The sequence below is a fragment of the Mucilaginibacter sp. P19 genome (assembly GCF_050632265.1).
GTDB lineage: Bacteria > Bacteroidota > Bacteroidia > Sphingobacteriales > Sphingobacteriaceae > Mucilaginibacter > Mucilaginibacter gossypii.
In genome coordinates, this window is sequence record NZ_CP192586.1 from 1571938 (window position 1) to 1594478 (window position 22541).

Consider the following 22541-nt stretch of genomic DNA (forward strand, 5'->3'; position numbering starts at 1 on the left):
ATATCCCCGGATAAAGGAGATATTTGCTTTTATATGTTTGAGCAATTTAAAGAGTACATTGGCCAGAAAGCAACACTCACCGAAGCTGACTATGCTAAAATTGAAGCAGTTTGTATTTTTAAAAAACTCCGTAAAAAGCAGTATTTATTGCAGGAAGGCGATGTTTGGAAGTATAACGCTTTTATAACCAAAGGCTTGGTTCGATTTTACAGCGTTGATGAAAATGGCCGCGAAAACATAGTAAGCTTTGCCAAAGAAAACTGGTGGACCGGCGACCGTGCCAGCCTGCTTACCGGCGAGCCTTCTAAAAATAATATTGATGCTATTGAGGATACAGAACTGATACTGATTACCAAAACAAACTTCGACAGGCTTTGCCATGATATACCGGCTTTTAACGATATGGTTAATGCCATCCTTAACAAAAGTTTCATTACCAGTCAAAACCGCATTCACTCGGCTATTGCTTTTACTGCCGAGCAAAAATACCTTGATTTTGTGCAGAAATATCCCGATCTGTCGCTAAGGGTGCCACAGGCGATGATTGCATCTTACTTAGGCATTACACCCGAAACCTTAAGCCGTGTACGAAAAGAAACTGTAAAGAAACATTAACCCTGAAACTTCATCAGTTCAATGTTTTTCTTTTTCATGGCTTGCAATACCGTTTTACCGTATTCCGTAAAATATTGGTGCCGTTGTAACAGGCTTAAATTGAGGGCATGCCATTCTTCGTCGCTATACTGCTTATCCAAATGTACTTCCCATTCCTGTTTTAAATCATGGGCAAAATCCAGGTAGTTTACAGATGCCAGGTGGTGCATATCGGCATCGCAAATAATTTGCTGGATAAGGTTTTGGGGCGATTGCGGTAATTTGGTGGCTTCAATACAATCCCATACCTGTTGTATAAAATCATTATTATAGTGGTGCTGCATTAAAAAAGTACCGGCAATGATCATGCTTGTGTCTTCATGGCCGTTATAATGATAGAGGTAGCCTGTATCATGAAACCAGGCAGCTATTGTTAAAATAGTTAGTTCCTGCTTTTTTAATTTGCAGTGTGCTGCAATTTCTGTTGCTGCGTTAACAACGCCCAATGTATGTTTAAGGTTATGAAAGTACATGGTTGATGGTAGGTTTTCTTCCATCAGCGACTTGACATAGGCAGCAGCTCTTTTTACTATACTTATTGCAGGCATAAGATAGTTGCGATACTACCCTCACATTCTGTAGGAATTCTGGATAAATATTAACCGGCCAAACTCTCAACAAAAAGATGACACTTTTATCTTATTTGTGTAAACATGGATTTTGCGTTTTTAAGCGGGATTTTAAACCTGTATTTTAGATGCATAAATGTTGATAGATGAAAAATACACTTCAAATAGCACAACTTTACTTGCGCTTTGCTTTAGCTATTGGTTTTTTGTTGCCCGTGGCAGATCGCTTGGGTTTCATGGGGCCGGCAGGGCAAAATTCAGTAAGCTGGGGTAGTTGGGATAATTTTGTGGTTTATACCAATACGTTGATGCCATATTTGAGCCGGTGGATGGCAGGTGTCATGGGTTTTTTAGCAACAGTGGCCGAGGTTTCAATAGCCATCATGTTTATTGTAGGTTTTAAGATTCGTACGGCAGCTTATGCAAGTTTTGCTCTTACGCTTACTTTTGCCCTTTGCATGACCATATTTTCAGGAATCAAGGCTCCTTTTAATTATTCGGTTTGGGCCGATAGCGCGGGTAGTTTATTACTGGCAAGTATAGCTACTTATCGCTGGAGCATTGATTTTATATATGATGAAGCTTAGTGCATGTTAAGGCTTTTTAGTATTCATTTACCTTTGAAGGTATCAAAATAACCGCTTATCAAACCTGGGCTTATTTCATCGCTAAGCAGGCCTATATAATTGTCGGGCCGTATTAGCAGGTATAAACCCGATTGTACCCCTAATTTTTGCCAGCTTTCATTAAGGGGTAAATTAACTACTTTGATGTAATTTATTAAGTGAACAGGAATTAGGCTGTCGTACCCAATGCTGCCAATACATAACAGGTGAAATTTGGGTTCCATGAGCAAATGATAGATGCTTTGTAGTTTGCCGTCGATAGCGGTCATAACGTAGGGGCACCTGTCGCCGGCACTAAATTTTAGCTTCTGTTTAATAAACTGCAGGGAAAGCCGGCTTTTTCTGTACGAATACCAAATTTGGGACAAGATCCTGAAAATCCGTTTTGAGATCCATTGGGTTGACAGTACGAGGCGTAAAATATTGGGCATAACGTAGGTGCGTAACTGATATAAGAACCAGTTACAGCTTGTCATGAAAGCAAATATTTTATCGGTAAATTTCATGAGCCATTGGGCAAAAGGGTACCGTCTCGTCATGATATGTATTAATAAGTTTATCGTCAGCAACACCTTGCAGCACCAGGGCCAGTTTCCAGGCCAGGTTATGTGCATCCTGCAAGCCGGTATTCATGCCCTGTCCACCTGCGGGACTATGAATATGTGCGGCATCGCCCAATAAAAAACATCGGTTTATCCTGAACCTGTTAACACAGCGGTGATGTAGTTTATAAACTGAAAACCAGTTTAATTTTTCTACGTTCAGCGGCAGCTTAATATTGGCCGTGATCACATCTTTAAGATCATCAAAACTAACATTTTCTTTGCCTTCAAAACCTTTGGGCAGGGTACCTAAAATGCGGTAATTACCATTGCCATACATTGGGAAAAAGGCGCAGAAATTAACACGCGACAGTGATGCGATGAGCTTGTTTGCGGGTTGCAGCCAGCTAAGCTTTACATCGGCAACAAAAAATTTATTTTGGTAGGTGCCTCCTTCAAAATTTAATTCCAGTTGCTGCCTTACCAGGCTCGATGAACCATCGCAAGCCAGCAAGTAGGAGGCTTTAATACTTATTTTGCTGAACGGATCACTTTTATCGTAAAGGCTGGCCACTACGTGATCATCATGCTGTTCAAAACTAACCAAACTGGTTCGCCACAAAACGTCACGGCCTGTAGCTTTCAATTGCTCGTAAAGCAGTTCCTCGTTTTTAAACTGTTCAAATGCCTGCAGGTTGGGGAAATCGGTGAGTCCGTTACCTGCGTTGGTTGTTTCGAGTGTTGCTTTTTCCCGGCCATTCATATAAATGGCGAATTTTCCAATCACCTGTCCCTGTTGCAAAACAGTATCAGCCAAGCCCATTTGCTGATAAATTTCCATGCTGCGGGCTGTAACCAACATAGCCCGCGACTCATGAGTAGGTGCGGGCTTGGTATCGATAATAATAAACTCAACGTTAAAGCGGGCCAGCTGGCAGGCGGCCATTAAACCGGTTGGCCCGGCACCGATAATAATTACTTGTGTATGCACGATGTATTACCGGGCTTAAAAATATGAAATTAATTGGCAAAGCGCAGGCATTATTGCACTATCGCCAGTAATTATTAGCTGCAGCTATGGTGGCAAATTCGGTTGCAACTGTTTGTCCTACGGCAATGAGCATCGCTGGGTCTTCGGCGTAAACACCTCTTAGCTTACCACGAATTTCGGCGTCGGGCTGGGTTACCTTGATGATGAGCCGGGCCATTTTAATTGCAAGTTCACGGCCTTCCTGTGGTGTTGCTGTAATTAGTGAGTCGCCTGGGATTAGTTGTACTGTTTCTGACATGGTGATAAATTTAATTAGTTATAAAGCTGATTAATAGGTTTTTGATGCGTTGTTAAAAAACAGGTTGTAATATTGTGCCCTTTTTCTTAAAATCAGAAAAGCTTATACCGGTAGTGTTTTTAAAAAATTTACTGAAATGGGCCAGGTCACAAAAGCCCAGATCGTATGCAATTTTTTTCATGCAGCTATCAGGGTGTATGGCCTGCCGTTTTGCCTCGGCGGCAACCCTTTGTCTGATGTGATGACCGGCCGGCTGGCCTGTTAGCTTTTTGACCACCTCGTTGAGGTAATTGGGGGTTACCGCTAACCTGCTGGCATAATCGGCAACCATTTTATTCTCCCTGAAGTTTTTATCAAGCAAGGTCATGAAGTTTTGCAGGATGGCAGTATTTCGCGATTGCTTTGGCGCTTGCTCCGAGTCCAGCTGGCGTGAAAGATAAATTAGGAAAATCTTGAAATAACGCTTCAATATCTCGGATCGGTAAAGGTTATGCCTACTGTATTCTTTAAGCATTATTTCGCTGATATCAATCATATCTTTGGCCAGTTCACTGCTTATGGTGATGATCTGCGTTTGGTTAAACATTTGATAAATGGGGCTGTATACAGGCTCCCTGCCGTAATCTTCTATATCTAAAAACGAATCGGTAAATGAGATGACATACCCTTGCAAACTGCTGCTAAATTTAAGATTATGCAGCCGGCCGGGTTTGATCAATAGTAATTGATTGGGGGTAACAGCTTCTTTTTGCAAATTGAGCCTGTAGTAACCGTTACCGGCTGTTATCCAAATCAGCATAAAATAATCGTTAGGAAGGTCAATGCCGTTTTCTTTGATCCACTCAATGGCATGGATCTTAAAAGGAAAGCAGCAGGATGCTTTGTCAAAGTGTAGCGGAGCAAAATCGTTAGCTTGTTTCATGGTTACTTAGTTTAAAGCTTGTAATACATGTACCGCAACTCTAATTTCGTGCCGTTGTGTTTACTTTATTGATATTCAGTTATTTGTTGTTTTTATAAGCGCTGCTTCTTAACGAAATATCATTATATTCCTGATGGGAAAGCGAAATATCGTCCGTATATATCCTTAACCGCCTAAGCCGTGTTCTATCACCGGCAAAAGCGGGCGCGCCGATATACTCAAGCTAAATCTATTGAAAAAACATTTATTAGTCGGGAGAAGGGATGCCGATATTTTTGTTCTGCTTCAGTCATCCTACATTCACGAATAAAAGAGCTTGAAACTGGTAAGTTTGATGCTTAGTATTTGATTATTAATCATATAGATTAATATTTGCTTTTATTGCAAGGTGGTAATACAATACATAATTTATACATCAAAATCCATATTTAATACATTGATAAGGTTTGGGCATCATATTATTTTTATAAGTTGAATTTGAGGACATGCCTATTTGTGTATAGGCATGCATTGTGAACAGGATTTTTGGTTTAGGCCGGTAATAAAAATAATACCAAGTGAATATCAATATAAGCTTATCCCGGTTTTATTGCAAGCTGACGTTAACAGGCTTTTTGCTTTTGATATCCACAAACTCGCCGGCGCAGCGTTACGATCATATCTCCCAGGGTGTTTTGTGGGCAAAAAGTAGTTCGTTTTTTATGAGGTGGGATCTTATAATTGTCGGCATTGTTGCGTTGCTTTTCGTTTTGGGGGGTGCTTGTGTTGGTTATTGGCAAAAGCAAATAAACGGTAAACGGTTGCAGCTAAAGGAGAAAGAAATCAGCGAGCAAAATCAAATGCTGCAGCATTTAACCGCGGATAAAAATCGTCTGCTTGATGAAAAGGACTGGTTATTGAAAGAGGTGCATCACCGGGTAAAAAATAACCTGCAAATAGTGATGAGCCTGCTTAATACCCAATCGGCATTTTTAAAAAATAACGCAGCGCTTGCCGCCATCCGTGAAAGCCAGAACCGCGTACAGGCTATAGCGCTCATCCATCAAAAATTATATAGCAGTTCAAACGTAGCCTTTATTGATATTGCTGTTTACATCAGCGAACTGGTTAATTATCTTGCCGATTGTTACGACGCTCATGAACGGGGAATCAGGTTTGAACAGCAAATTGAACGTGTTAAAATAGATGTTGCCCAGGCCGTACCTGTTGGCCTTATGCTCAATGAAGCTATTACCAATGCTATTAAGTATGCTTTTCCACACAAGCGTGGTTATATAAACATCTCGCTTGGTACACTTGATGATAATAATATCATGTTGAGCATTGCCGATAATGGTATTGGCCTGCCACAGGGTTTTGATATTAAAGAAGCGTCGTCATTGGGTATGGAAATGATGAAGGCCCTGAGCAAGCAGCTTGGCGGGAATTTTAAAATGGAAAATAGCGAAGGCGTGGCAATAACCCTGGTTTTCCGTGCCGAAAAGAATTTCGGGAATATCGAAAATGAATACTATCCTATATAGTATTAACGTCTCATTTGTATTGGGCCATATGTAATTTGTACTACTGAAACCATAATTAGTACATTGATTTCGGGTATCTCCGGCCCGAACTTTACATTGTTAAATAACAGTTAATAATTAAGCATTAATTAATTGTGCGATAAACGTGTAAAGCCCTCATGCTATGAAAAAGTTTGTTTGTTTGGCAGTTGCCTTCTTTACAAGTGTGTTGATGTTTATAGCAGCAGGTTTATTTATTAAGCTTAGCACAAGTTTGATGGAACCCCTGGTGCCTGCCAGGTTTTTCATAATCGTGCTTTATAGTATATGTTCATTGAAATTTGCTTTGCTGGTTATTATGCTTATGCCGGACAAACCTGTGCTTAAGCAAATGAGCATCGGTTTTATATCGGCCGATATGTTTTTAGTGCTACCGGGCAGCGTCACCTGTATTGCAATAAGCGTGCCTGTGCCGCTTATTGCAATACAGGCATTACTCCTGCTTTTTTACATGGCTTTGCAAGGTCGTTTGTGGCTTTATAAGGTCAATGAAAATACTATTGAAAATGAATTGATGGCATCACCTATTTAATGAATGACAATATGCATCACTATGATGAACAATTGATTAATCTCATTATTGATCTGCAGGAGCGGGGCTTTAATCACGATTTTGTAATTGAGAAAGAATATATCAGGTGCTTACAATACAACGAGCTGATTTCGCCCGATGATTTTGATATCCTGGAAACCTATCACTGCAAATCATCGGGAAAGAATAATGATTGCAGTTTGGTGTATGCCATTCGGTTAATTAACCATGACATGAAGGGCATATTAATGAGCGATTACGGGGTGTACATTAAAGGGATGTCATTAAGCTTATGGTCAAAATTTAATAATGTAATCAGGTTAAATCTATCAGTAATAAAATAAAATTTAAGAAAAACATATCCAAATGAACAGGGAAATCAGAAATATGGAAAGCCGGACGGGGCTAATGCCTGAACACCCCATAGGAGCAGCATACATAGGCAATTGGAAAATCCAGCTCCGGTCAAATAAGGTATCCTTTTGCCCGCGAATGCGCAAGATGCTTGAGCTATCAAAGGGATATGATGAAAATATCGAAGAACTTTTTGGGCTTGTTAAACCCGGGCAGTTGAGCGGACTTATCCATGAGTTTAAGGTTGCCTCCTTTAATGGAACCAAATTTGAAAAGCAGGTGCAAATTGTAACCCCATCCGGTACCGAAAAATGGATCCGGCTTACAGGTGTTTTATACTCACGCCGGTGGGGTACTGCCGAGCAAATGATTGGTACCATTGAAGATGTTACCCAGAAAGTTAACGAGGACTGCCTGAGCATGGCTATTTTAAATCATGAACTGCGTGCGCCGTTAACTATTATAAAGCTCAATACCCAGTTTTTAATTAACCATCTTGCACTCAGTATCAATAAACAACCAGTGAGGTTGCTGAACATGGTTGATCAGCATATTAACGGGATGACCAAGTTGATTGATGAATATTTATCACCATCAACCGGCGAGGACAGATCAGCACAGCTCAATTATAGCCTGTTTGATATTAACGACCTGGTTGATACAGTGCTTGGTGAAATGAGGATTCTTTATCCCGGGCACCGCTTTTGTAAATATCCCACTGCCGATAGCATTTTGGTTAGGGGAGATAAATACAAGATTATCCAGGTGCTGATCAATTATTTAACCAACGCTGCCAAATTTTCGCCGCCATGCTCACACATTAACATTAATATAGACTGTAACGAAAATGATGTTGAAGTATCGGTGCATGATGAGGGGGTAGGGATTAATGAGGAAAGCAGCCAGGCGCTGTTCCAGAAGTTTTACCAGTGCAATCAAAAATCGATGAGGCAAAAAAACAGCAAAGGCCTGGGTTTGTATATTGTGAAAAGCATTATCCAAAAACATGGCGGTACAGTGAAGGCCGAAAACGGAAAGGATGGAGGTGCTGTATTTTCTTTTAGCTTGCCGCTTAACCAGCAAAATAAATTTAACAGCACCAGCCAGGAAGCAATAAAACTAATGGCATAAACTGTCAGGTTTAAGTAAACGAAACAATAAAAGATATTTATATCTTTTATTGTTGATTTAAATAATTACTTTTGCTTTATAAAGCAATGGGAATATTTTCAAAAACATGTGAGTATGCGGTAAGGGCGGTATTTTTTATAGCCCAGCGCACCGCCGACGGTAGTAGGGTTGGCATAAAGGAAATAGCCGTAAACATTGATTCGCCCGAGCATTTCCTGGCTAAAATACTTCAGGATTTAAGCAGAAGAGGTATCATTCAATCCGTAAAAGGCCCCAACGGCGGTTTTTATCTTGATGCACAAAGCCTGGCCCGCCCGCTATCAGATGTAATAGAAGCAGTTGACGGCGGAGGCATATTCAGGGATTGTGGTTTAGGATTGAAAGAGTGTTCATCAAAAAATCCATGTCCCTTACACCATGATTTTTTAGATGTAAGGAACCGTTTACAAAACATGCTTGAATCTATCACCATAAGCCAGTTCAATGAAGATTTGAACCTGGGAATTGTAGTACTAAAAAAATAAATCGCCCGCCCGAAAGACTTAAGGCGCGGTCAAAGCATCAAATTTAGTAAATTAAATAAAATCTGGTGTTGAAATAACTAACTAAAGGATAAAAAGGTATTAATATATTATATAAAAACCAAATTAATACCTCAAAGAAATCCGATGAGCTTTGAGGTGATATGAAAAGTAGGAAGACTTACGAAATTTCAAAAACTTCATAAGTCTGGGCTCTGCAACTTGTCGCGAATAGCCGGTTGAAATACACTAAATGGTCTTTTTACGCGCTATTCTTAGACCGGTTTACACTGGCAAGGTGGTTAGGCTCAATGGAATAATAATTGTGATGGTTACTGCTAAATAGCGTGTATTTCAACAAATAAACAACTAATGAACGATATAGAAGACCTAACATCAATTAAGATACTGGTTGATGAATTTTACACCAGGGTGCGTCTCGATGAACTATTGGGCCCCATTTTTGCCGAAGTTATAAAAAACGACTGGCAGCCGCACCTTGATAAAATGTACGCCTTCTGGAATGCCGCTTTGTTTGGTGTTCCGGGGTTTAAAGGTAATCCTTTTGCGAGGCATGCGCCGCTACCTATCGGTAATGCTCATTTTGATCGCTGGCTGGATCTGTTTAAAGAAACTGTTGATGCTCATTTTGCCGGTCCTATGGCCGATGATGCCAAGAACAGGGCGGGCTTAATGGCGGTAATGTTCATGAGTAAGCTGGCCAATATGAAGGGTGGATCAGGAAGAGTTATTATGTAGCCGATATTTCCAGATATAAAAATCAAATGTTATGAAACAACTTGAAGTAAACGAACACTTCCAGGTGGTTAAGGTTGAGCTTACCGCAGGTGCAAATATGAAAAGGCACATAGCTACTTCAGATGCCTGCCTGATTGTAGAGGAGGGGAACGCCCTGCTCATCTACGCTGGCGAAACCTATGAACTTGGCAAAGGCGAAACTTTTCTGATCCCTGCCAACGAGCAGCATATGCTTAAAATAATCAATGATTTTAAGGCCTGGATTGTATTGGCTAATGGCGCGAAGATCAAATACCTTGAAGCTGATAACATTTACATTAATTGATATGATTATAGAACAAGTGCGGGGGCAAATGCCCTTGGCTACAGGGCCGATAGTTAAAATACTAAAACAAGGCAGTCACTATAAAGTGATAGCAATCGGCCTTAAAAAAGGAACGGTTTTAAAGGAGCATAAAACCGCTGTACCCGCCACGCTGATAGTAACCGAAGGAAGCGTGTTGTATAAAGAACATGAACGCTCGGTTGAGTTGAAGCGCGATACTGATTTCGAAATACCAATAAATGTGCTGCACAGTCTGCTGGCCCTTGAGGATAGTATTTGCCTTTTGATACAGGGTTAAACAGGCACAGCAATTAATTATAAATATATACTGTTAAAATGATGATTACTAAAGAACAAAAAGAGCTGGTTAAAGCCACAGTGCCTGTATTGAAAGAGCATGGAGTATTATTAACAACTCATTTTTACAACCGGATGTTTACTCATAACCCCGAACTTAAAAATGTGTTTAACATGGGCAATCAGCAAAACAGCAAACAACAAACCGCTCTTGCCATGGCTGTACTGGCTTATGCCGAGCATATAGAAAATCCGGGCGTGTTAATGCCCGTGCTTGATGGCATTGGTCAAAAACATACAAGTCTTGATATTAGGCCCGAGCATTATGCTATTGTTGGCGGTCACCTGATTGCCTCAATCAGCGAAGTATTGGGCGATGCCGCTACACCCGAGCTGCTCGAAGCATGGACTGTTGCTTACAATCAGCTGGCGGCTATTATGACTGGCCATGAACAAAACCTTTACAGTAAACAAGTGGCTAAAAAAGGTGGCTGGACAGGCTGGAGACCATTTGTGGTAAAACAGAAAGTAAAAGAATCGGCAGAGATCATTTCCTTTTACCTTTATCCCGCGAACGGTGGAGCGGTACCGGATTTTACGCCCGGTCAGTTTTTAAGCGTGCGTTTGTTTTTGCCCGAGCTTAACCTGTTACAACCCCGTCAGTACAGTATTTCAAGTGCGCCTAATGGTGAGTATTACCGGATTTCGGTTAAACGCGAAGCTGGAACTGAATTGCTTGCCGATGGCATGATCAGCAACCGCCTGCATAATTTTGTTAATGAAGGTGATATCATCGAGGTATCTGCACCGGCAGGTGGCTTTGTACTAAATGGTGATGGTGACCACCCAATAGTTTTCATTAGCGGCGGCGTTGGCCAAACCCCATTAATGAGCATGATGGAAAGCCTGATTAAAAGCGGCAGTAAACGACCAAAAACCTGGGTCCACGGTTGCCGCGACAAAAATGTACATGCCTTTAAAGAAGTTATTGAACATTGGGAAGGTAAAAACGAAGAGGTTAAAAAGCACATTTTTTATAACCAGATTGAAGAAGGGGTGACTGATGATTTATATGAAGGCTGGGTTGACCTGAGCCAACTGGGTGATGAGATATTTGAGCCTAATACAGAATATTACATTTGCGGTCCGGCTGGCTTTATTGAACTGCATTACCGCGAGCTCGTTAAAAAAGGGATCGATAAACAGCTGATCCATTTTGAGGAGTTTGGCCCGCAAACTTTGCAGCTGAATTAAGCAGCGTTTTAAAATGTAGAGACGCATCACATGCGTCTCCCGCATGCAAATTCTTGAAGTTAATGATTACGAAGCGGCTTGTCATATGTGAGACGCATGTGATGCGTCTCTACCAGTAAACAAACTCTAAAAGTAATAGTTATTCGTGCTGAAATAAGCTGTCTTTCACATTGGCTATTTCAGCACGAAATAACCATCCAACATTATTATCCTTTCTTCAGCGTTACTACCGCTTCATTTGGTTGAGCCTGGTATAACACGTAAGTGCCCTGGTCATCTTTAGCTGTACTAATCTTTTTGCTTTTTTTGCCCTGGATAACTGTTGTGCTTGTCCAATTGGGTGATACATAGGTTTTGAGCGTCACCGGCAAATAATACAATTTACCATCGAGGTTATGGCTCACCTTAACCTGAATACTGTTGCCATTTACCGAAGCCACAGCTTTACCGTGCTCTCGCTCGCGCATGTAGCGGGTTACGTCGCCAAAGGTGGCTACCCAAAGTTTATCGTTTTTGCTTTTGATGTATTGGAAATATTCATCGAGCAGAGTGCTTGGCAAGGCTTCGTAACCCATGCCGTCAATCCCATGGAAAACAAGTACCAGCCAGGTATTGGTATGATTAAGCGTAGTATCAACCCAAAGCTTCATCATAGGTAGCGGTGTTTTTGTAGTTGCGCCGCGCTGCCATTGAATATAATCTTTATCTGTTGAGCCGGGTGTTTGTTTGCTGGCGCGATCAATTTCCTTTAACCATGGTTCGGGCATGCGATTACGCAGTGCCGGGTAAATTTTAAGCGCGTAGCTCATCACCCGGTCGTTTTCAAAACCGTACGGGCACTCGGCCGAAAAGGTATGTTTAGGGCCAAGCTGGGCCAGGATATCGGCCTTACTTTTTTCCAGTTCCCAAAGCAGGTTTGGCTCATCAAGTCCGGGCATACTGGGGTGGGTGATAGAATGACTGGCAAACTCGTAACCTTTAGCCGCATCTTTTCTGAAATCATCCCAGGTTGAACCTATGGATTGTTTAAACTCATCGTTAGGTTCATAACCTGGTTTCAACTCGCCATTGCGGACCTTGGCATAGATGTCATCCAGCACTTTAAAAGCTTTTTCCTTTTTACCGCTATCGTACAAACTTCCGGCCTGCGTATGCGAAGCGATGGTACCCATATAACCCAAATACCCTGTGGCCGAGCATCGCTCAAAAAAGTTCTGATCGTTGGTTGGTACGATTGCCGATTCTTTGATGATCTCTTTTACCGGGCGACCAATAAATCTCCCATGGTATTTGGATCCGGGAATGGAACCTGTAATGATGAAAAATGTGGCCGGCATTTTTAGGCGTTCCATCACAGGGAGGGCTTTTCTGAACTGGTTCATGGAGCCGTCATCATAAGTAAGGGAAACAGCTCCGGTTTTGCCGTATTGCCATTTAGTTATTTCGGTTGTACCCGCTTTGGTTTGGGCATTGCTTTGCAAGCTTTGCAGGCCGATAAATGCAGTGAGCAGCAGGGTTTTAATTGGTTTATGATTGGTGGTTAGCATAACTAAAATTAACTTTTTAAATTAATTTACAAAGTAATATTGCTGTTTCAATTGGCAGTATATGAGGTCTGAAAACTATTTATGGAAAAAGGTTTGTCATTGCATCTTAAGGGTAGAGTGATTGATCAACCGTTAAAAAACGTTAAATTTTAACCTATGGATATTTTATATCTTGGTACGTCGTTTAAACATCAACCAAAACCATTATCCAGCATGTTACCACAACCTGCCAAAACCCTTGCCTGCTTGCTTATCTTAAGCTTAATTATTTCGATTAACCCGGTATCGGCACAAACTAAATATGACGTGCTCAATTTCCGGATCGATTCACTGGCAGCCGTAGGTTTGCCCAAATCAGCATTGAAGGAAGTTGATAAACTCGACAAACTGGCCCATGATGAAAAAAATGCCCCTCAGCAGGTACACGCGGTAATTTATAGAATGACTTTTCAATCATACATTGAGGAAGAAGCATTGGTGTCTATTATCGCCCGCTTAAAAGCTGATATTGATAAGGCGAAATTCCCCGTAAAGCCGGTGCTGCAATCAATGCTGGCCGAAATGTATTGGAATTATTACCGGGAAAACCAATACGAATACAGCCAGCGCAGCCACCTCGAAAAGCATAGTGACGACTATACCAAGTGGGACCTGCAAACTATTATTTCTGAAACAGCCAGGCAATACCAGCTTTCGCTTATGGATGCAAAAGAAGAGCAGTCCACGCCAATTGGTGTGCTTGACGGGGTTTTAGACGGTGATAAAAGTATCCGCTATCTGCGGCCTACGCTTTATGACCTGTTGGCACAACGGGCATTCGAATTTTTTAGCTGATGAGCCGGAAGTCATCAAACCTAAAATGGCTTTTTCGGTAAATGATCCGGCCTTTTTTGGTGATGCCCGTTCATTTGTCGAGATAAAGATCCATACTACCGATACCGCTTCGACATGGTACAAGGGTATTAAATTACTGCAGCAGATAACGGCCTTTCATTTGCATAAAAATAATGATGAAGCCCTTGCTGATCTTGAATTGCAGCGCCTGAAGTTCCTGCATGAAAAGTCTGCATTAAGTAATGCGGACTCATTATACTTTACAGCCTTAAAACAAATAGCCACAAGCTACGCCGCTAAGCCGATAAGCGCCGAGGCATTGGTGCTTATCGGTAGTTACTACAGCGGGATAGACAGTTTGGTAACTGCCCATAATTATTATAAAAAAGCTGCAGAATTATTTCCCAACAGTGTTGGCGGTAAAAACGCGGTGACTTACATCAGGGAATTAGAAAATGAAAATTTATCTGCCCAAATAGAAGAAGTATACGCCCCTGGCAAACCTTTGCTGGCCAGCTGGCAATATAAAAATGTTAAAGAGGCAAAATTTGCTATCTACAGTATTACCGATGTCCAAATTGAACAGTTAAAAAAAGATGGCAAACAGAGCGAAGATCAGGATTTAATGATCTCAAAACGGCTGTACAATTTTGTAAGTAAATTAAAACCTGTGGAAACCGGCGGATTTTCGTTACCCGGTCCGCATGATTACCGGAGCCATAGCACTGAATTTAAGATAAACCCGCTTAAGGCCGGTAATTACATCCTTGTGATTGATGATACATTGTTAAACAAATCTCCTTTAGCGGCTATGGCAAAATTTAGGGTAAGCGGTTTAGCTTATGTTACCAGGCAAAGGCCGGATGGGGTAAAGGAGGTCAGGGTGCTGGACCGTGATAGTGGAAAGCCTTTAAAAGGTGTAAAAGTTGATGTATACAATACCTATAATGATAAAGGGAAAATATTACGAAACGCTATTAGCAATGGCGTTTCGGACGCTGAAGGTGTGTTTACCTTTACCTGCAAAGGAGATTATTATAATGTAAACCTGTCAACAGCTAACGATAAATTTGCTGATCAGAATAGCTATGTATCGGGCTATCTCGAAACAAAACAACCTGCCGCCCAGCCTATTGAACGTACTATTTTATTTACCGACAGGCAGATCTATCGTCCGGGCCAAACCGTTTATTTTAAGGGCTTGCAGATAAGCACTTTGAATAACAAAAGCAGTATTGTGCCTAATGAGCAGGTTATAATTACCTTATTTGATGCCAACCGGCAAAAACAAAGCAGTCTTAATCTTAAAACTAATGAGTATGGCACAGTAACCGGCTCGTTTATTGTACCTCAGCAAGCGCTGGGCGGCATGATGTCTGTAACTACCGATCATGGATCGGCCTTGATTCGGGTTGAGGAATATAAGCGGCCTACCTTCCAGGTAGCGTTTTCGCCGGTTAAAGAAACTTACCGATTTAACGATTCCGTTCACATCAACGGAAAAGTTACTGCGTTTTCGGGATATGGCCTTTCAGGCGCTAAGGTAGCCTATCACGTAAAACGGGTTGCAGCGTTTCGGCCCTATTATGCAAAAGTAAGGGGCGATAATTTTACGGGGGATGACAATGTGGAAGTAACATCAGATACTATTAGAACGAATGATAATGGTGACTTCCAATTTACCTTTAAGGCTTCTGCCGGTAACGGACAACTTCAGGATATGTTTAATTATACCGTAACTGCCGATGTTACCGACGGAAGCGGCGAAACCCAATCGGCCAATACGGTTGTTAAGGTGAGCAATAATGTGCTTGACCTGGATCTGTCAGTACCTGAACAATTGTCGACAAAAGATAAAACCACTATCCCCGTAAAGCTTAGCAACATAAATGGGCAGCCGCAAAACGGCGTTTTAAATGTAAGGGTTTATTCACTAAACCAACCCGAGGGGGTATTTAAGAAGCGTTTGTGGGACGCTCCCGATCAATACCTGATGGGCGCCGATGAATACAAAAGGCTGTTTGAAGGTTATGCCTATAAACAGGAAGATAAACAGGATAATTGGCAAGTAAATAAAACAGTTATAGAAACCGATGTAAAGGTTACGGACACTACCAATAGCCAGCTTGATCTGGCAGCGTTAAAAAAGCAGCCAACCGGTGTTTATGAGCTGATTATTAATGCCAGGAGCAATAATGGCGACACCACATCGCAAACCTATTACATAAAAGTTCATACTGATCCGGCCAAAGCACCCGATATGGATAGCTGGGTAACGACTATCAATGATGAAGTAGGAAAAGCCGACGATACGGCTGAGTTTTGGCTGGGCGTGACGAGGGAAAGCAATATACTTGTTGAACAATATGAGGGCGCCAAGATGCTTTCGGCAAAATGGCTTACTGTTGGTGCAGATTATCAGCAAAGCTTAAAAATAGCTGTACCTGCAACCGCTAAAAATAATTTCGCGGTACAGTTTTTAATGCTGAACGATAACCGTCGGTATAGTTATTACAAGCAGATCAAAATAAAAGATACTGCCTCGGCCCTGAATATTCGATTACTTACTTTCAGAAATAAGCTGCAGCCTGGTGAAAAAGAGCAATGGAAATTACAGGTATCGGCACCCGGTAAAGAAAAAGAACAGGCCGAATTGCTGGCCGGCATGTATGATGCCTCGCTTGACGATGTTGCAACATCTCAAACCTGGAATAAACAATTATCGGTCTACGGTGGCAATGATCCCCAATATTTTAGCTGGCAGGCTTACGACGAATTTGTAAAGGCTACTGATACCTATGTTTTTAATAATCTCCAATATTATCGTCCACGCATAGTAAGTTTTGATTATGAAACCCTTAATTGGTTTGACTATAATTATTTCGGCGGCGATAATTATGGTTATAATACCTACATCGAATCGGTAAAGCAACATAAAACAGTATCGGCTAAAGATAAGCGGCTCGAGGGATTGTATCTTAAAAATTCGGCACTTGTAAAAAACGGCGTGATAGTAAGCGGTAGGGTTGTTAATGTGTTCAATTTGCCCATAACGGGTGTTAAAATCGCTATTAAAGGTACAAGTATCAGCACACAATCAAACTCATTAGGATTCTACAAAATCAAAGTACCGCGAAATGCTACATTAATATTTACCGGTAAATACCTGGTTGAAAAATATATGACACCTCCGGTAAACGGCTATTTACGAATGAGTTTAGAAAAATTAGACAAAATAAGAATTAACGGAAAAGATTATATGCGTATTGCTGATCCCGGTGTGAAATCTCAAATGGGAGAGCCTAACCAGTACATTAACATAGATGAGCCGGTAGGTAATAGCGATATGAAGGGGTTTGTAGAAAACGATAATAATATTGTGGGGGGCTACGGGGAAAAGTACCCGGCATGCAGGTTGTTAACCGTTCTATGGGTTATTTTTCTAACGTACCATTGCGGGAAATACAGGCTAATGTTCCGAAATTTGATAAAGAACTATTATCTGTAGGTTATGGCTCCCTAAAACCAATCGCCACCCGCAAAAACTTTAATGAAACAGCTTTCTTTTACCCGCAACTCCGTACAGATGAAAAAGGAGAGGTATTGATTGAGTTCACCATGCCCGAGGCACTCACCAAATGGAAGTTCAGGGCTTTTGCACATGATAAACAGCTACAGCTTGGCTATACCGAGGCAGAAGTGGTTACACAAAAGCAATTGAGCATAACCGCCAATATGCCCCGCTTTTTACGTGAAGGTGATACGGTGGTCGTTTCCGCTCGGTTAGCTAATCTCGAAGGAGAACCATTAAAGGGACAAGTGGAGTTACGGCTCTTCAATGGCATTAATATGCAACCTGTAGAACTATTAACAAATAAAGATGATGCACAACAAAAGTTTGAGATCGGCGCTTCGGCAACTAAATCAATTTCTTTTAAACTGGTAATCCCGCCCGGGCTTGATGCACTTACTTATCGTTTAACAGCTGACGTGGGTAAATACACCGACGGTGAAGAAAATACTATCCCGGTATTGCCAAACCGCATGTTGGTTACCGAAAGTATGCCGATGATGGTGCGGGCTGGTCAAAGCAAAACGTTCAACTTTGATAAGCTGATCAATAACAGCAGCACTACGTTAAAAAGTAAAACCCTCACGCTGGAATACAGTCAAAATCCAGCCTGGAATGCTGTGCAGGCCATTCCTTATATGATGGAGTTTCCGTATGAGTGTTCGGAACAATTGTTTAGCCGTTATTATGCCAATAGCTTGTCGACAGATTTGATCAGTAAAATGCCGCTGATCAAGCAGGTATTTGATCAGTGGAAAAGTGGCGACAGTAAAGAATTGCTCTCCAATCTCGAAAAGAACCAGGAATTAAAAACCACACTGCTCGAAGAAACACCATGGCTGCAGGATGCCCTTAGCGAGTCGGAGCAAAAGAAAAGGATAGCCCAGCTTTTTGATCTCAATAAAATGAGCTACGAAATGAAGGCTAACTTGGATAAACTGAAACAAAAGCAATTACCGAACGGCGCTTTCCCCTGGTTTGGGGGCAATTATGCCGATGATTACATCACCCGCCATGTTTTGGAAGGAATAGGACAGCTTTATCATCTGAAGATAGCCACAGCTGATAATAAAATATTAAAAGAGATTGCCGGCAAAGCGCTTGGGTATATGGATGCCGGGCTGATAAAACAGGATAAAGAAGAGAAGAAACAAAAGGACTATCAAAAAAGAGAGATTGGTTACGATGAAGCCCATGCGTGGTACGTGCGGAGTTACTACACTGATAAGCAAATGGAACCGGCGTTAAAATCTATCTTCAATAATTATCTGAAACGAGCCGAAGATCAATGGGTAACGCGAAGCATTTATGAGCAGGGGATGATAGCCCTTACCATGGTGCGTAACGGCAAACCATTGGTTACAAAGGCCATCATTAAATCGTTGATGGAAACGGCACAAACTTCGGACAGAAATGGGTATGTACTGGGGAAAAAACATGGTGGGTTATTACTGGCACCAGTCGCCAATTGAAACGCAAAGTTTAATGATAGAGTTGTTCACTGAGGCTGGTAATAACGCGAAAGCGGTTGAGGAAATGAAAATATGGCTTATGCGCAAAAAGCAAACCAATAACTGGAAAACCACCAAAGCGACTGCCGCTGCAGTGTATGCACTGCTATTAAAACAGGAAGACTGGCTGCAAGGTGGCGCTGCATCTGAAATTAAGCTGGATAATAAACCGCTCGCCAAATTAAAGCCGGATGTTAAAGCTGATGCCGGTACAGGCTACATAAAAACCAGCTGGATTGATGAGCAGGTAAAACCAGCATTGGGCAAGGTGGAGGTCAAAAATAACGGAAAATCCATCTGCTATGGTGCTATGTACTGGCAGTACCTGGAGCAAATGGATAAGATCAACCCGTCGCAAACGGATATCCATTTGGAGCGTAAGTACTTCATCAAAAAGCAAACAGATGCAGGCCCCGTATTGCAGGAGGTTGATGTAGCGCATCAGCCTAAAACCGGAGATTTGCTCAAAGTGGTGGTGTATTTAAAAGCCGGTCGTGATTATGAATATGTGCAGCTTAAGGATCTTCGCCCGGCAGGTACGGAGCCTGTAACGGCTTTATCGGAATATAAATACCAGGATGGTTTATCATATTATCAGGTATCTAAAGATGTAGCAACCAACTTTTTCATTAGTTATTTAAACAAAGGCAGCTACGTATTTGAATATGAATTGCGGGTAGCACAGCCTGGCAATTTTTCAACGGGGATTACCAGTATCCAATGCATGTATGCGCCGGAGTTTAATGCGCATAGTGAGGGGAGCAGGGTGGTGTTTAAATAGAAGTTTTTTTTAAGCTTTTTGTCGTTTCGATAGAGCTTGGGGGAATGAGTATAGGGGCAAAAGAGAAATCTTATGAGCCCGGCTGAGCGGTTTTGCAAAGTCCGCTTAGCAGGGTGTATAAGATTTCTCCCTGCGGTCGATGACAAGGGATACGCGAAAAAAACAGTTAGATGAATTGAAAATTAGCTGATAATATTATACAAAAGGGGGTAACACTTTTTTTGTATAAAAAACGATTAATTATCTGATTGTTAAATATATATGTAAGTGTTAGCCCTGAATTCTGTTAACCCTGTTAACCCCCTTTGTTAGTAAATCCAACTCAAACTCTATATCACTTATTAACTGAATAAGAAAAAAATGAGGCTAATCCTGATTTGCGGTACAGCTTCATAGTATATTCGATTCAAAGGATAGAGCAGCGTTTAATAACAAAAAAACAGCCCGAAGTTAAAAACTCCGAGCTGTGGGCGTGATAAAGCAGTAGGTATTAAGCTTTTTAAAAATGCTTGATATATAACCAACTTCGGCACGTTCAGGTGCCCGGTCGATATAGATCTGACGGTCTCGCGGTGCCCAGGTTCCCAATCCATCAACATAGCGGTTGAACATACAAAATGCAGCCGCAATCAATACCGTATCGTGGATCTCCTTATCATCGGCGCCTTCTGCACGGGCGGCCTCAATCTGATCGGTGGTTACGTGTTTCCCACCTTTTTGTACGCTGCCGGCAATAGCTAATAGTGCTTTGATCTTTGGTGAAAGATCAGCCGTAGAAAAATTAGCTTTGATAGCATCTATCTCGTCAATATTGCAGCCAAGGTAGTGCCCGGCTACAGCGCCGTGCACATTCTGGCAAAAAACAATCGTTAAGGTAGGATACATAGGTTGCAATCAGCTCCCTTTCGCCACGCGATAATGAATTGTTATCATCACGAAGTAATTGCTCGGCAAGGGCATTCAACGGGGCCTCTGTTTCCGGACTATAAAACATCAACCCACGAATGCCGGGCAGATCGTTATTTAATTCTATATGTGCCATATCTGTCAGGTTAAATTAATGCTGTGGTTGTGGTAATACGTAACCTTTAGCCATACGTTTTCCCATTTCGACGTAAGCTTCTGGATCGGTAGGGGTAAGGCTGGCAAGCCCGTCAACATAGCGGTTAAACATACTGAACGCAGCTGCTATCAATACCGCGTCGTGGATCTCACGGTCGGTAGCTCCTTCTGCGTGTGCGGCGTCAACGTCTTCCTGTTTTACTTCTTTTCCTAATATCTGCACTTTACCGGCAATATTCAGCAAAGCTTTTAGTTTGTTGCTGATGGGGGCTTCGGTCATATCGCGCAGCACTTCGTCAACAATAAGGGCGTCATCTTCATAAAGGCAACGGGCGGCAGCGGCATGACTGCTGTAGCAAAATGTGCAGTTGTTACGATATGATACATAAGTGGCTATCAACTCACGGTCGGCCGGACTTAAGGTTGATTCTCCGCGTAATAACACTTCGGCCAGTTCATACAAATACTGACCGGTTTCGGGCCTGAACATTACCAGCGAACGGATGCCCGGAACGCCTTCGGGTACATTGATGTGTGCCATATTTTTAATTAGTGAATTAGTGAGTTATTGAATTAGTGATTTTTTTAATTTTCTTCTAAGCTTTCGGCTTTAAGCCTTCAGCTTTTTGCTTTTTCCTCGCCTTCGGCTTTCTCCCGTACAAATAATACTACCAGTAAGCCAATTATAAATACCAGTGAAAAGATGAATAAAGCGTTACCGTAGCCACCCAGGGTTGATACCAGTACCCCTACAAATAAAACCGCAGTAGCTGTAAATATTCGCCCGATGTTGAAGCAAAAGCCAGTTGCAGTTGCTTTGATGCCGGTTGAAAATAATTGTGGAATATAGGCTGATAATACGCCCTGGCTCGCCCCGAAAAATAGCGCCAGTATGATGATCTCGATGTAAACTGCTGCACTGAACGTGGTATTGGTTTTAAACAGGATAAATGACATACCCGCGCAAACCGCGAAACAGATCACCATGGAGCGCCTTATAGATAACAGGTTAACAAGCCATCCTGAAAAGAAACCACCGGTTAACCCACCCATACCCATACACATCATGCTCAGGCCGCGTTCTTTTGCGGCATCATGGTCGGTAATCAGGCTTTGCACCCAGGTAGGTAGCCACGAAAATATGGCCCATAAACCTATCAGCATTGTACCGAAGGTTAAGGAGCCAACAATAAGCTCGCGGCGATGGCTTTTAGAGAGGAGCTTGTTCAAGGGATTTTCGCGGTTGACGATATCGTTACGGTAGTTGAGCCAGTTTTCAGATTCATTCAAAACCAGAGCGCCTATCAATGCCAGTGCAAGAGGGATCGCCCCGACAAAAAAGCCCGACCGCCATGATGATACAATAAAGTTGATTAGCCCTGCAGAGAAAATACCTATCGGGAAAGCTATGGAAAGAATGCCTATGATCACTGCTTTGCTTTTGGCCGGCCAGACTTCGCTCACCAGCGTTATGGATGTTACCAAAACGCCGCCTACGCCAAAACCGCTGAAAAAGCGGCAACACAGCACGCCCCACCAGGTTGGCATTAACCCGGTTAAAATGGTAAATACGCCATAGCTGCCAATGGCGAGCAGCAGGGCTTTTTTCCGACCCATTTTATCGCTGATTACCCCCCAGGTAAACCCACCAAAGGCCCAGCCGAATATAAAAATGGCATTGATATACCCGCTGATGGCGTTGATTTCATTGGCCGGAACGGCACCCTGTAGATCCTTTACCACAACAGGCAGGTAAACCGACATCAGCGTGGAAACCGAACCGCCCAGGGCAGTACTAAAAAAACAGATCACAAACAGCACCACCCTATAGGCGGCACTGAGGTTTGTTTGAGGTTTTACAAGCTGCTGTTCTTCAATTGCTAAAGTGCTCATGTTGT

At 42.1% G+C, this 22541-nt stretch carries 25 protein-coding genes; 15 read left to right on the plus strand and 10 right to left on the minus strand.

What is annotated here, in order from left to right; all coding sequences use genetic code 11:
• Window positions 1-33 precede the first annotated feature (33 nt).
• A complete protein-coding gene (locus ACQ86K_RS07330) occupies window positions 34-615 on the plus strand; it encodes a Crp/Fnr family transcriptional regulator (protein ID WP_091163118.1) in 582 nt (193 codons plus the stop codon).
• On the opposite strand, the gene ACQ86K_RS07335 is transcribed toward ACQ86K_RS07330, so the two are convergent.
• A complete protein-coding gene (locus tag ACQ86K_RS07335) occupies window positions 612-1202 on the minus strand; it encodes an HD domain-containing protein (protein ID WP_091163119.1) in 591 nt (196 codons plus the stop codon). The two genes, ACQ86K_RS07330 and ACQ86K_RS07335, sit on opposite strands and share 4 nt — an antisense overlap.
• A 167-nt stretch (window positions 1203-1369) precedes the next feature.
• Between ACQ86K_RS07335 and ACQ86K_RS07340 the strand changes: the two genes are divergently transcribed.
• The gene (locus ACQ86K_RS07340; protein ID WP_091163120.1) at window positions 1370-1810 is read left to right on the plus strand and encodes a hypothetical protein; all 441 of its coding nucleotides are present in this window, start codon (window positions 1370-1372) and stop codon (window positions 1808-1810) included.
• 23 nt (window positions 1811-1833) lie between these two features.
• On the opposite strand, the gene ACQ86K_RS07345 is transcribed toward ACQ86K_RS07340, so the two are convergent.
• Genes ACQ86K_RS07345 through ACQ86K_RS07360 form a run of 4 tightly spaced genes read right to left on the minus strand, consistent with a single transcriptional unit; the run spans window position 1834 to window position 4602 of the window.
• Complete coding sequence (locus ACQ86K_RS07345; RefSeq protein ID WP_431200087.1) at window positions 1834-2388, minus strand: hypothetical protein; 555 nt, start codon at window positions 2386-2388, stop codon at window positions 1834-1836.
• Window positions 2339-3382, minus strand: coding sequence for an FAD-dependent monooxygenase (locus tag ACQ86K_RS07350; RefSeq protein WP_431200088.1), 1044 nt, complete (start codon window positions 3380-3382; stop codon window positions 2339-2341). The genes ACQ86K_RS07345 and ACQ86K_RS07350 overlap by 50 nt, the downstream gene beginning before the upstream one ends.
• A 58-nt stretch (window positions 3383-3440) precedes the next feature.
• Complete coding sequence (locus ACQ86K_RS07355; RefSeq protein ID WP_091163122.1) at window positions 3441-3680, minus strand: hexameric tyrosine-coordinated heme protein; 240 nt, start codon at window positions 3678-3680, stop codon at window positions 3441-3443.
• Window positions 3681-3732: 52 nt separating this feature from the next.
• Complete coding sequence (locus tag ACQ86K_RS07360; protein WP_091163123.1) at window positions 3733-4602, minus strand: AraC family transcriptional regulator; 870 nt, start codon at window positions 4600-4602, stop codon at window positions 3733-3735.
• A gap of 839 nt (window positions 4603-5441) precedes the next feature.
• Between ACQ86K_RS07360 and ACQ86K_RS07365 the strand changes: the two genes are divergently transcribed.
• From ACQ86K_RS07365 to hmpA, 9 genes are all read left to right on the plus strand, one after another.
• Window positions 5442-6125 (plus strand): sensor histidine kinase, encoded by a 684-nt coding sequence (locus ACQ86K_RS07365; protein WP_431200089.1) that lies wholly within the window; start codon window positions 5442-5444, stop codon window positions 6123-6125.
• A 163-nt stretch (window positions 6126-6288) separates the two neighbouring features.
• The gene (locus tag ACQ86K_RS07370) at window positions 6289-6696 is read left to right on the plus strand and encodes a hypothetical protein (RefSeq protein ID WP_129571050.1); all 408 of its coding nucleotides are present in this window, start codon (window positions 6289-6291) and stop codon (window positions 6694-6696) included.
• Window positions 6696-7040: a hypothetical protein gene (locus ACQ86K_RS07375; protein ID WP_091163127.1), complete on the plus strand. Its 345-nt coding sequence runs from the start codon at window positions 6696-6698 to the stop codon at window positions 7038-7040. Before ACQ86K_RS07370 ends, ACQ86K_RS07375 begins: the two co-directional genes overlap by 1 nt.
• 22 nt (window positions 7041-7062) lie before the next feature.
• Window positions 7063-8181, plus strand: a complete 1119-nt coding sequence (locus ACQ86K_RS07380; protein ID WP_091163128.1) for a PAS domain-containing sensor histidine kinase — start codon at window positions 7063-7065, stop codon at window positions 8179-8181.
• A gap of 86 nt (window positions 8182-8267) precedes the next feature.
• On the plus strand, window positions 8268-8705 hold the full coding sequence (locus tag ACQ86K_RS07385; RefSeq protein WP_091163129.1) for an RrF2 family transcriptional regulator: 438 nt from the start codon (window positions 8268-8270) through the stop codon (window positions 8703-8705).
• Window positions 8706-9074: 369 nt separating this feature from the next.
• Window positions 9075-9461: a group III truncated hemoglobin gene (locus tag ACQ86K_RS07390; protein ID WP_091163130.1), complete on the plus strand. Its 387-nt coding sequence runs from the start codon at window positions 9075-9077 to the stop codon at window positions 9459-9461.
• A gap of 31 nt (window positions 9462-9492) precedes the next feature.
• On the plus strand, window positions 9493-9786 hold the full coding sequence (locus ACQ86K_RS07395) for a cupin domain-containing protein (protein WP_091163131.1): 294 nt from the start codon (window positions 9493-9495) through the stop codon (window positions 9784-9786).
• A 1-nt stretch (window position 9787) separates the two neighbouring features.
• Window positions 9788-10084 (plus strand): hypothetical protein, encoded by a 297-nt coding sequence (locus ACQ86K_RS07400; protein WP_091163132.1) that lies wholly within the window; start codon window positions 9788-9790, stop codon window positions 10082-10084.
• Between the two features lie 38 nt (window positions 10085-10122).
• Entirely contained in the window at window positions 10123-11337 is a 1215-nt protein-coding gene (gene hmpA / locus ACQ86K_RS07405) for an NO-inducible flavohemoprotein (RefSeq protein ID WP_256337342.1), read from the plus strand.
• A gap of 206 nt (window positions 11338-11543) precedes the next feature.
• Here hmpA and ACQ86K_RS07410 read toward each other — a convergent pair whose 3' ends face one another.
• A complete protein-coding gene (locus ACQ86K_RS07410) occupies window positions 11544-12884 on the minus strand; it encodes a polysaccharide deacetylase family protein (RefSeq protein ID WP_091163133.1) in 1341 nt (446 codons plus the stop codon).
• A 156-nt stretch (window positions 12885-13040) separates the two neighbouring features.
• Here ACQ86K_RS07410 and ACQ86K_RS07415 point away from each other — a divergent pair, with 156 nt between their 5' ends.
• The 4 genes from ACQ86K_RS07415 to ACQ86K_RS07430 are packed head-to-tail and all read left to right on the plus strand — an operon-like array spanning window position 13041 to window position 19581.
• Window positions 13041-13718 carry a hypothetical protein gene (locus ACQ86K_RS07415; protein ID WP_431200090.1) on the plus strand — a complete coding sequence of 226 codons (678 nt, stop codon included), beginning with the start codon at window positions 13041-13043 and terminating at the stop codon, window positions 13716-13718.
• Window positions 13678-17226: an MG2 domain-containing protein gene (locus tag ACQ86K_RS07420; protein WP_431200091.1), complete on the plus strand. Its 3549-nt coding sequence runs from the start codon at window positions 13678-13680 to the stop codon at window positions 17224-17226. Before ACQ86K_RS07415 ends, ACQ86K_RS07420 begins: the two co-directional genes overlap by 41 nt.
• On the plus strand, window positions 17148-18761 hold the full coding sequence (locus tag ACQ86K_RS07425) for an alpha-2-macroglobulin family protein (RefSeq protein ID WP_431200092.1): 1614 nt from the start codon (window positions 17148-17150) through the stop codon (window positions 18759-18761). The genes ACQ86K_RS07420 and ACQ86K_RS07425 overlap by 79 nt, the downstream gene beginning before the upstream one ends.
• Window positions 18709-19581, plus strand: coding sequence for a hypothetical protein (locus tag ACQ86K_RS07430; protein ID WP_431200093.1), 873 nt, complete (start codon window positions 18709-18711; stop codon window positions 19579-19581). The genes ACQ86K_RS07425 and ACQ86K_RS07430 overlap by 53 nt, the downstream gene beginning before the upstream one ends.
• 450 nt (window positions 19582-20031) lie before the next feature.
• Here the strand turns inward: ACQ86K_RS07430 and ACQ86K_RS07435 are convergent, their stop codons facing one another.
• The 4 genes from ACQ86K_RS07435 to ACQ86K_RS07450 all read right to left on the minus strand — a co-directional run bounded on the left by ACQ86K_RS07435 (window position 20032) and on the right by ACQ86K_RS07450 (window position 22536).
• A complete protein-coding gene (locus ACQ86K_RS07435) occupies window positions 20032-20430 on the minus strand; it encodes a carboxymuconolactone decarboxylase family protein (RefSeq protein ID WP_431200094.1) in 399 nt (132 codons plus the stop codon).
• Complete coding sequence (locus ACQ86K_RS07440) at window positions 20387-20623, minus strand: hypothetical protein (RefSeq protein WP_431200095.1); 237 nt, start codon at window positions 20621-20623, stop codon at window positions 20387-20389. Before ACQ86K_RS07440 ends, ACQ86K_RS07435 begins: the two co-directional genes overlap by 44 nt.
• A 15-nt stretch (window positions 20624-20638) precedes the next feature.
• On the minus strand, window positions 20639-21184 hold the full coding sequence (locus ACQ86K_RS07445; protein ID WP_091163136.1) for a carboxymuconolactone decarboxylase family protein: 546 nt from the start codon (window positions 21182-21184) through the stop codon (window positions 20639-20641).
• A gap of 77 nt (window positions 21185-21261) precedes the next feature.
• Window positions 21262-22536, minus strand: coding sequence for an MFS transporter (locus ACQ86K_RS07450; RefSeq protein ID WP_091163137.1), 1275 nt, complete (start codon window positions 22534-22536; stop codon window positions 21262-21264).
• Between the last annotated feature and the right edge of the window lie 5 nt (window positions 22537-22541).

Bases quoted from the DNA above. Each gene is read 5' to 3' on its own strand.
- ACQ86K_RS07330 (WP_091163118.1), top strand. From the start codon at position 34: ATGTTTGAGCAATTTAAAGAGTACATTGGCCAGAAAGCAACACTCACC.
- ACQ86K_RS07335 (WP_091163119.1), bottom strand. From the start codon at position 1,202: ATGCCTGCAATAAGTATAGTAAAAAGAGCTGCTGCCTATGTCAAGTCG.
- ACQ86K_RS07340 (WP_091163120.1), top strand. From the start codon at position 1,370: ATGAAAAATACACTTCAAATAGCACAACTTTACTTGCGCTTTGCTTTA.
- ACQ86K_RS07345 (WP_431200087.1), bottom strand. From the start codon at position 2,388: ATGACGAGACGGTACCCTTTTGCCCAATGGCTCATGAAATTTACCGAT.
- ACQ86K_RS07355 (WP_091163122.1), bottom strand. From the start codon at position 3,680: ATGTCAGAAACAGTACAACTAATCCCAGGCGACTCACTAATTACAGCA.
- ACQ86K_RS07360 (WP_091163123.1), bottom strand. From the start codon at position 4,602: ATGAAACAAGCTAACGATTTTGCTCCGCTACACTTTGACAAAGCATCC.
- ACQ86K_RS07365 (WP_431200089.1), top strand. From the start codon at position 5,442: ATGCTGCAGCATTTAACCGCGGATAAAAATCGTCTGCTTGATGAAAAG.
- ACQ86K_RS07370 (WP_129571050.1), top strand. From the start codon at position 6,289: ATGAAAAAGTTTGTTTGTTTGGCAGTTGCCTTCTTTACAAGTGTGTTG.
- ACQ86K_RS07375 (WP_091163127.1), top strand. From the start codon at position 6,696: ATGAATGACAATATGCATCACTATGATGAACAATTGATTAATCTCATT.
- ACQ86K_RS07380 (WP_091163128.1), top strand. From the start codon at position 7,063: ATGAACAGGGAAATCAGAAATATGGAAAGCCGGACGGGGCTAATGCCT.
- ACQ86K_RS07385 (WP_091163129.1), top strand. From the start codon at position 8,268: ATGGGAATATTTTCAAAAACATGTGAGTATGCGGTAAGGGCGGTATTT.
- ACQ86K_RS07390 (WP_091163130.1), top strand. From the start codon at position 9,075: ATGAACGATATAGAAGACCTAACATCAATTAAGATACTGGTTGATGAA.
- ACQ86K_RS07395 (WP_091163131.1), top strand. From the start codon at position 9,493: ATGAAACAACTTGAAGTAAACGAACACTTCCAGGTGGTTAAGGTTGAG.
- ACQ86K_RS07400 (WP_091163132.1), top strand. From the start codon at position 9,788: ATGATTATAGAACAAGTGCGGGGGCAAATGCCCTTGGCTACAGGGCCG.
- hmpA (WP_256337342.1), top strand. From the start codon at position 10,123: ATGATGATTACTAAAGAACAAAAAGAGCTGGTTAAAGCCACAGTGCCT.
- ACQ86K_RS07410 (WP_091163133.1), bottom strand. From the start codon at position 12,884: ATGCTAACCACCAATCATAAACCAATTAAAACCCTGCTGCTCACTGCA.
- ACQ86K_RS07415 (WP_431200090.1), top strand. From the start codon at position 13,041: ATGGATATTTTATATCTTGGTACGTCGTTTAAACATCAACCAAAACCA.
- ACQ86K_RS07420 (WP_431200091.1), top strand. From the start codon at position 13,678: ATGACCTGTTGGCACAACGGGCATTCGAATTTTTTAGCTGATGAGCCG.
- ACQ86K_RS07425 (WP_431200092.1), top strand. From the start codon at position 17,148: ATGGGTTATTTTTCTAACGTACCATTGCGGGAAATACAGGCTAATGTT.
- ACQ86K_RS07430 (WP_431200093.1), top strand. From the start codon at position 18,709: ATGTACTGGGGAAAAAACATGGTGGGTTATTACTGGCACCAGTCGCCA.
- ACQ86K_RS07440 (WP_431200095.1), bottom strand. From the start codon at position 20,623: ATGGCACATATAGAATTAAATAACGATCTGCCCGGCATTCGTGGGTTG.
- ACQ86K_RS07445 (WP_091163136.1), bottom strand. From the start codon at position 21,184: ATGGCACACATCAATGTACCCGAAGGCGTTCCGGGCATCCGTTCGCTG.
- ACQ86K_RS07450 (WP_091163137.1), bottom strand. From the start codon at position 22,536: ATGAGCACTTTAGCAATTGAAGAACAGCAGCTTGTAAAACCTCAAACA.